Annotated in this window: 10 protein-coding genes; 3 read left to right on the forward strand and 7 right to left on the reverse strand. The window is 65.5% G+C overall.

The features are described 5' to 3' along the window. Positions 1-738 precede the first annotated feature (738 nt). The gene (locus tag KAY22_RS06670; RefSeq protein ID WP_296621439.1) at positions 739-924 is read left to right on the forward strand and encodes a hypothetical protein; all 186 of its coding nucleotides are present in this window, start codon (positions 739-741) and stop codon (positions 922-924) included. A 3-nt stretch (positions 925-927) separates the two neighbouring features. Further along, positions 928-1,911: a zincin-like metallopeptidase domain-containing protein gene (locus KAY22_RS06675; RefSeq protein ID WP_296621441.1), complete on the forward strand. Its 984-nt coding sequence runs from the start codon at positions 928-930 to the stop codon at positions 1,909-1,911. Positions 1,912-2,069: 158 nt separating this feature from the next. On the opposite strand, the gene KAY22_RS06680 is transcribed toward KAY22_RS06675, so the two are convergent. From KAY22_RS06680 to KAY22_RS06710, 7 genes are all read right to left on the reverse strand, one after another. Further along, positions 2,070-3,965, reverse strand: coding sequence for a hypothetical protein (locus KAY22_RS06680; RefSeq protein ID WP_296621444.1), 1,896 nt, complete (start codon positions 3,963-3,965; stop codon positions 2,070-2,072). Further along, positions 3,965-4,429 (reverse strand): hypothetical protein, encoded by a 465-nt coding sequence (locus tag KAY22_RS06685; RefSeq protein ID WP_296621445.1) that lies wholly within the window; start codon positions 4,427-4,429, stop codon positions 3,965-3,967. Before KAY22_RS06685 ends, KAY22_RS06680 begins: the two co-directional genes overlap by 1 nt. After that, a complete protein-coding gene (locus KAY22_RS06690) occupies positions 4,426-5,601 on the reverse strand; it encodes a toprim domain-containing protein (RefSeq protein ID WP_296621448.1) in 1,176 nt (391 codons plus the stop codon). Before KAY22_RS06690 ends, KAY22_RS06685 begins: the two co-directional genes overlap by 4 nt. A gap of 2 nt (positions 5,602-5,603) precedes the next feature. Then, entirely contained in the window at positions 5,604-5,894 is a 291-nt protein-coding gene (locus KAY22_RS06695) for a hypothetical protein (protein ID WP_296621450.1), read from the reverse strand. Positions 5,895-5,909: 15 nt separating this feature from the next. Next, the gene (locus tag KAY22_RS06700; RefSeq protein WP_296621452.1) at positions 5,910-6,452 is read right to left on the reverse strand and encodes a helix-turn-helix transcriptional regulator; all 543 of its coding nucleotides are present in this window, start codon (positions 6,450-6,452) and stop codon (positions 5,910-5,912) included. Continuing rightward, positions 6,449-6,604 carry a hypothetical protein gene (locus KAY22_RS06705; protein WP_296621454.1) on the reverse strand — a complete coding sequence of 52 codons (156 nt, stop codon included), beginning with the start codon at positions 6,602-6,604 and terminating at the stop codon, positions 6,449-6,451. Before KAY22_RS06705 ends, KAY22_RS06700 begins: the two co-directional genes overlap by 4 nt. A 139-nt stretch (positions 6,605-6,743) precedes the next feature. Continuing rightward, positions 6,744-6,965, reverse strand: coding sequence for a helix-turn-helix transcriptional regulator (locus KAY22_RS06710; RefSeq protein ID WP_296621456.1), 222 nt, complete (start codon positions 6,963-6,965; stop codon positions 6,744-6,746). Positions 6,966-7,056: 91 nt separating this feature from the next. On the opposite strand from KAY22_RS06710, the gene KAY22_RS06715 reads away from it, so the two are divergent. Further along, entirely contained in the window at positions 7,057-7,419 is a 363-nt protein-coding gene (locus tag KAY22_RS06715; RefSeq protein WP_296621458.1) for a helix-turn-helix transcriptional regulator, read from the forward strand. Positions 7,420-7,461: the final 42 nt, after the last annotated feature.

Below are 7,461 nucleotides of genomic sequence, written 5' to 3' on the forward strand. Positions count from 1 at the left end.
CGATCGCCGAGCGGCATCGAGGCCCGCCGAGCAGCTGGCGACGCCACCCCCCCGCCAAAACTTTCCCGCCACACCCCGCCCAAAGAGGCCCTTATCGGCCTGCCCAGTCACGGAACCGGGATATCCGGCCCATATTTTATTCGTTTCCAGTGACTTAGGCCGAAGGGCCGCTTTCCGGTTCCACCCTGCCTGACCGATGGAACCGGAAATGGAACGGGAAAAGCAAGCTATCTCAATAAGATATAGCTTCGGTTCCATTGGTTCCATTGGTTCCATAGGTAACCGGTTCACGTACGCGCGCGCCTGTGTGATCGTATCACGCGCGCGCGAGGAAACATGGAACCGATGGAACCGGCCCGTTAAGTCGTTGATATCGCTTGGAAAGCCCGTTCCATTTCCGGTTCCAGTCCGGTTCCATATGGAACCGCCCCCCGGCCCATCGGGCGCCGCCATCATGGACCCCCTCTGTGTTGGTATCAAGCGGGCCGGGGCGCGGGGCGCAAAAAAAAGAGCGGGCGCGGGATAGGTGCAAAAGGAGCGCGATCGCCTCGCATCCGCTGCGCTCCGCGCATCGAATGCTGATCGCGCGCTGAATTGGTGGAAACTGGCTGAAATCAGCCAGTTTCGGCCTCGAAAAATATTTTTCTCGGCAGCTATTGACAAACGCGAACGTATATCAAAACATAGACACAGAAAGCGACGGCATCCGGCCGCGCTTATGGTCAGAAAGGACCGAACATGACCACCGCACCGACCCGCACGGCCATCATCGAAATGGGCCCCTACACTCTCGACGTCACCTTTGACGCATCGGCCGATCTCGATGGCGCCTTCAAGGCCGTCTGCAACGACACCGGCGAGACGCTCTCCATCAATGGCTGGCTCATCGAAAGCATCGACTACACCGATGGCGAGGAGGCTTGATCCATGACCAAGCTCGACCTTCACCAGGACGTCACCGATCGCATCATCGCCGCCATCGAGGCCGGCACGAAGCCATGGGAATGCGACTGGACGGCGGGCGAGGGCGGCTCGATCATGCCGCTCCGCGCCAACGGCCAGCCCTATCGCGGGATCAACGTCCTGCTGCTGTGGGCCGCTGCAGCGGCCAATCGCTACCGCTCGGGCCGCTGGCTGACCTTCAAGCAGGCGCAGGATCTCTGCGGCAAGGTCCGCAAGGGCGAGAAGTCGACCCGCATCGTCTTTTTCAAGGCGCTCGAAGTCGGCGCCGACAATGACGGCGACAGCGGCGCGGGCCGGGGCGAGGGCGACGACGACGGCAAGCGCCGCGTCGGCATGCTGCGCCAGTACAGCGTCTTTAACGCGGACCAGATTGACGGTCTGCCGGCGCGCTTCGCTCCGCCCGTGGTCGAGCTGGTTGCCGGCAAGGAACGCGACGAAGCCGCCGAGGCCGCTATCCGCAGCTGCGGCGCGTCGATCGCGGAGGATGGCGGCGACGGCGCTTTCTATCGCCCTTCGACCGACAGCATCCACCTGCCGGCCTTCGATCGCTTCAAGAGCGTCGGCGGCTATCTCGCCACCATGGCGCATGAAGTCGTGCACTGGACGGGTGCCCCGCATCGCCTCGATCGCGACGGCGGCAAGAAGTTCGGCGATGCCGGCTATGCCTTCGAAGAGCTGGTCGCCGAGATTGGCGCGGCCTTCATCTGCGCCCGCCTCGGCATCGCCGGCGAGCATATCGACAGCCACGCGGCCTATGTCGGAGGCTGGCTCAAGGCGCTGAAAAACGACAAGCGCGCCATCTTCCGCGCTGCCAGCCTGGCGCAGGCTGCGGCCGACATGGCGCTGGCAAATGCGGGCGAGGGCGCCGCGGCCGATTTCAGCCCCGTGGAGCGTCCCGCCGCCGTTGCGGCTGTCGCGGCCCCCGCGCAGTTCGCCTTGGCACTGTAGGGCGCCAATCCGGACCGGGGCGGGCATGTGGGCCGGCGGGAGCGATCCCGCCGGCCCTTCGCTGTCGGGGCGCGCTGCTGCCGCTTGGGAGCGCCCTATAACGCTCCGCCGGGGCCCTCGCGAGGCGTACCGGACGCCCCCTCTGGTATCTCTGGATTTCACAGCTCGGCCGGGTCCGCCGCCATCGGCGTGTCGCCTTCCTCGACGTCAAGCGAACATATCTGTTCGATTGGAACCAGCGTGGCACGGTCCTTGCGACCGTCGAATTTCACGGGGACTTGCTTGATCGCGCCGGGCAGCCGCCCAAAGGATTGGGTCCAGACGCCGCCGGCCCAGCGCGTGCGATCGAACAGTTTGGCGAGGCCCTGGATCGATCGCCCGCCGATGGCGAGATAGACGCGCTCGTTAGGCAGCCCGCTGGCGGCACGGGCGCCCATTTCGCCGTCTGGCTTTTCCGTCGTCGTGACAAGCCGCATGCCAGCGGCCTCGAGGCGGGCGCGGGCGCGGTTCATCACCTGCGTATTGCTGATCAGCATGGCCTTACGGATGGTCCGCGCGACCGGCTCCGGATCTTCGCCGCCCTTGCTCGGCAGGAAGGTCGAGGCGAGATGGGATGCTGCGTCGGCCTCGTCCGGGCAATCGTCCTGCGCATTGGCCGACACGATGAAACGCAGACGGTTCGCCCATGTCTCGACGCGCGATGGCTCGATATCGTCGGCGATCGGGTCGAACCGCTCCTGCAAAAGGCCCTCGGCGCTGTCGAACAGCATCAGGTCCATGCACGCCAGCAGCGTCCCATATTGGTCCTGGCCGCGCTGGTCGAAATTGACGCGCGACAGCGCCAGTTGATAGGCGTCGAGCGTTTCCTGAAACCGGCCCCACTGGTCGACCATGCGCCGTCGCAGCATCGCGCCGACCTGGCGCCATTCGGCCATGTCGAGCCGGATGCCGGAGCCTTCCTTCAACGGTTTCAGTTCAAGGAAGGCGAGGCGGCTGCGATCCTGCGCCAGCATGGGCGGGATCAGGATCGACGAAAACAGGAAACAGGTCTGCGCGGCAAATTCGGCGGCGTTATGATCCTGCGATCCGCGATGGATCTTGGAACCGGACGAGGCGAGCCGCGCCAGCTTGATGACCGGGTCGCTCGTGGTTCCCTGCTCGCTCGGTTCGCGTTCGTCGAACATGATCGGCAGAGTCTGGAGCTTGGTCATCTGGCGGATGCCGGCCTCGGTCGCATCGGCCGTGCGGATGACGCCGTCGCCGAACATCGCCGCGATCAGGCCATGTTCGCCGTTCAACGTGGATTTGCCGGTGCCCTTACTGCCGGTAATCCAGCTGTGTGGGCGCCACGGCAGCGCGCCGGCGACGGCCATGGCGCCCAGCTGGCCCAGCAACAGGAACGGGTCGATGTTCGGCCGCACCCAGTTCCACGTCTTCAGCATCGCCAGCGTCTTTTCGCCTGGCGCGGTCGACGGGCTTTCCGCCGCCGGCTTGGGAATGCTCGGTTTGGTCGGATAGACAAAGCCGTCGATCAGGCCGGGATCGACCCAGCGGGGCGCGCGGCCCTCGCCGTTGATCCGCTTCAGCCCGCCGAGCAGGATGCGGTCGCCGCAATGCAGGATCAGCTCGCCCTCGGCGCTGCGATGCGCCCCGCGCTCGCGGACGCGGCCCTCCGGGTCGAATATGCCGGCATGCGACGCGGCAAGGATCATGGATTTCTTGACGTCGGCATAGACGAACCCGACGACCGGATAGACCTCCCGGCCCGTGTCCTTGTCCTTCACCGGCTTGCCGTAGCGCGGCCAATGTTCTTCAAGGAAATGCGCCCGCCGCCCATAGAGCGACAGGATGGCGACGTCGTTCCAATCCTTCGTCGACATGCGCACCATCTGCCGCGCTTCGTCGAGGAAGAAACTGGCGGTGCCGAGCCGGCCCAGCGCCTCGACCGGGCAACCGGGAGGCAATATCGGCTGATCCGGCTCGCGCTCGTCCGGGCGATCGTTCGCCGGGCGCAGGTCCGGCGCATCAACGGGCTTGATATCCGCGATGCCCATTAGGCCAACCCGCGCCGCGCCAACAGTTTAGCGGGCTCGACCATGGAGATGATCGTTATCCACCACAGATCCTCGCACATGGGCCCGACAATGCCATTTCCAGACGGGTCACAGACGATCTCACCGTTGAGGACGACGACGCTGTGGTTGCATCCGAGCGAGGATTTTCCGCCAAGGATCATCGGCACTTCTGGGTTCGCACGGGAAGTCCAGTGCATCAGGGTATCGAGTTCGAGGCTGGCTCCATCGTAGCACATGCTGGCAGCCGCCAATCCTCTGTCAGCGAGCCATTCAGTTTGCTGCTGAAGCCAAGGGCGCTTGTCTTCGCGCGTCGGCGAACCATCGCAGAAATGCGGCACCTCGGACGGATGCATGTCGAGAATGACCGCGATGCAGGTGCGGTGGCAGTCCCCCCACCGGTCAGCTTCTGGATCATGCTTGATCAGTTGCTCATGAGGCGTCACGCAACGGCCCTCCCGTTCTTATCGCGGCCGAAAAACCCTCGCGGGTCGCGGCACAGCCATTCGTTGAAATCTTTGTAAGCGGGGCTTCCGTCCGGCTTTTCCGGGGTGCGCGGCGGATAGATGATCTTCACCTTGAACCCGCGCGCCTGGAGCTTGCCGATCTCGCGCTCCAGCGCGTCGACCGCCTTCGATCCATAGGGATCGTTCTGCCCGATGATCACGATCGGCCCCGCCTGCGGCGGCAGCTGGAGCGAGCCGACCTTGGACAGGCTGACGGCGGCTATCACGCGCCGGTCGGGCATGCCCATCGCCACCGAAAGCCCGTCCTCTATGCCTTCGCTGACATAGATCTCCGTTCCCTCGGCGATCGTCGCCAGCTTGCCCGCGCCATCGCCGCGCCACAGCTGGATGAACCCGCCCAGCGACGGCCCCAGGGTAAGCTTCGGTTCCTGCAACAGCGCCTTGGTCCAGCTGCCATCGGGCCGGCGGCTGATCCACGTGCGATGCGTGCCCATATGCGTGCCGTCGAGGCCGACGATCGCGGCCAGCATGCACGGCAGCTTGCCGCCGTTCAGTTCCTTGTGGCTGACGTCGGCGCGATAGCGCAGCGCACGCGGCGCGCGACCCAGCTGGCGCAGGTCGATCGACCGGCCGCGCAGATAGGCTTCGGCCGGCGTGCCGGGCAGCTCGTCCGCGTGCAGCCACAGGCCGCGCGCGCCGTCGCGCTTGCGCTTGATCTCGGCCTGAAACCGCTCTTCGCGCTCCGATGCCCGCCGCTCGACCTCCTGGCGCGCCCGCTCGAACGATCCCCGGTCGCCGTCCACGATGCCAAGAAACCGCTTGGCCCATTCGATCGCGGCTTTCTGGTCGCCGCCGCAGCGTCGGATGCGGACCAGGTCCAGCATGTCGCCGTCTTCTTCGCCCGGCCGCGCGCCGCCGAAATCGTGCCAGTGGCCGATATGCGCGCCTTGCAGGTCGACCTGCAGCGAATATCGGCCGCTCGGCTGATCGTCCATGTTCGACGTTTTCCAATGCCCGCCATCGCGCACGCCATTGGGCAACAGGTCGGGCGCCAGCTCGCGCGCACGCTCGTTGAGCATGCGGCATATCGTCTTGATGTCGACCAGGCCGAAGCCGCCCGCCATCCCGACCGATGAACGCCCCCCGGCCATGGTCAGATCTGGCGGTACTTCGGCGCGCCGGAAATGGCGGTAACGAAGATGTTGGACTTCGGTCCCAGCGGTTCGTCATAGCGGTTCGGGCCGGTGAGCGTGGACACGACGGCCGGCGAACCGGCGTCGGGCTGCTTGGTCGCGACGGTAAAGCTCACGCTCTCGCCCGCCGCCAGATAGAAGATGATCCCGGTGCCGACGGCGACGCGATCGGTGGGAAGCAACGGGTCGCCATAGGTGGCGTCCACTACGGCCGGCACCGCCTTCATGGCCCCGTCGATGAAATAGCGCATAGCTGTCCCCCTTGCTTACTGTGGTTGCGCCAGACTGGCGGCTTCCTGCGCCAGCACGGCCGACAGCCGCGCGACGTCGCGCCGGCTGAGGTGAAGGCCCCGCGCGGCCTGCGGCCACGCGAGGAAAAGCGCGTCGCCGTGGCGCGCGAATTGCGGGAATAGGTCGCTATCCTCGTCCGGCTCGCGCTCGGGGCCATCCACCCCCTCGGGCGCCGGCGATCGACGCGGTCCCGCGCGGTCCTCGCCGGCGCCCTCGGGAAAGCCGCCCGTGGGGAGGGCGGCCATCGGGGGGGCCTCTTCATAGCTCAATGCGGCGGGCAGCGGCCCGGCCTGCCGGATGATGGCCGCCATGATCCCGGCCGGGATTTCGTGCGGCTGATAGGCTGCGCGCTCGATCGCCTCGATATAGCTATGGGAAATGCCGGGGATGCGCCGCGCTGCCTGCTGCACCGATAAGCCTGCGCCGAACCGCCACTGGCGCACATGGTCGGCCAGCGCCAGCTGCCGGTCGGCGATGATCAGCCGCTCTTGCAGCGACAGGGCCGGGGCGTCGGTCATGTCCCGCCCCCATCGACGTCGCCCCCGTCGAACGGCCACCGCTCGCGCTGGACACGGTCCAGCCTTTCGGTCAGGCGGCGCGCGGCGATCGCCAGCAGCGCCATGGCGCCGATGGCGATTACCACCAAAATGGATGCAATCGCGGCCTTCATCGCGCGGCTCGCGCCCGTCGCCGGGCGCGCAACGCGCAACCCGGATATTTCCCCAAGGTTGACGGGCCTTTAACCGAAAGTGACGGTACGGCATCCATCCGGGGGGAGGGCTTGTATGTGTGTTTTGCTTGTACCGCCATCACGCGGCTTTCTGCGACGGAGATACGTCCGCCGGCGGCGCGAGGTCATCAAGGGTGATCTCGCCGCCGCTTAGCTCCCGCATCCGTCTGGCGAAGCCCATGCCAGCCTGCCGGGCACCGCGCTCGATCGCGCTGATATACTGGACGTGATAGCCCGCCTGATCCGCCAGCTGTTGCTGCGTCAAGCCCTGGCCTTCCCTCCAAGATTTCAGCTTCGACATGGGCCTCTCTAATGCTAGAGGGGCCATATAAGACTGTGCGTCTTATTTCGTCAATCGACAAGACAAGTCTTTTGCTGCAAGGTAAGCCACTGTGTCTTATGTCATCTACATGTTTCCGGATAACCGCATCCGCGAGTTTCGCAAAAAGGCCGGCCTGTCGCAGGCCGAGCTGGGGAAGCGCGTCGGTCTGCACCAGACGCAGATTGGCAACCTTGAGAACGGTACGCGCGAGCTGACCTTCGAATGGGCGCGACGGATTGCGGAGGTGCTGGGCTGCCTTTTGGTCGACCTGCTGTCGGAAAAGGACAACCCCTACCGTCTCTCCGATGAAGAGCGGCGCCTGATTAAGCATTACCGCACGGCGGACGAAGCGAAGAAAGCCCTTGTTTCGCGGGTTGCCGAGCCGCTGGCCCCGGTCCAGTCCGACGATATAGCCCGGAAATCCGCCGCTTGATTTCGGTCGGCCTGGCCGTCGCGACGTGCCTGGTCGGATCTT

Origin of the sequence: Rhizorhabdus sp., from assembly GCF_018006725.1 — a bacterium.
Lineage (GTDB): Bacteria > Pseudomonadota > Alphaproteobacteria > Sphingomonadales > Sphingomonadaceae > Rhizorhabdus.

Coding starts and splice junctions, on each gene's coding strand:
- KAY22_RS06670 (WP_296621439.1), top strand. CDS start 739: ATGACCACCGCACCGACCCGCACGGCCATCATCGAAATGGGCCCCTAC.
- KAY22_RS06680 (WP_296621444.1), bottom strand. CDS start 3,965: ATGGGCATCGCGGATATCAAGCCCGTTGATGCGCCGGACCTGCGCCCG.
- KAY22_RS06695 (WP_296621450.1), bottom strand. CDS start 5,894: ATGCGCTATTTCATCGACGGGGCCATGAAGGCGGTGCCGGCCGTAGTG.
- KAY22_RS06710 (WP_296621456.1), bottom strand. CDS start 6,965: ATGTCGAAGCTGAAATCTTGGAGGGAAGGCCAGGGCTTGACGCAGCAA.
- KAY22_RS06705 (WP_296621454.1), bottom strand. CDS start 6,604: ATGAAGGCCGCGATTGCATCCATTTTGGTGGTAATCGCCATCGGCGCC.
- KAY22_RS06700 (WP_296621452.1), bottom strand. CDS start 6,452: ATGACCGACGCCCCGGCCCTGTCGCTGCAAGAGCGGCTGATCATCGCC.
- KAY22_RS06675 (WP_296621441.1), top strand. CDS start 928: ATGACCAAGCTCGACCTTCACCAGGACGTCACCGATCGCATCATCGCC.
- KAY22_RS06690 (WP_296621448.1), bottom strand. CDS start 5,601: ATGGCCGGGGGGCGTTCATCGGTCGGGATGGCGGGCGGCTTCGGCCTG.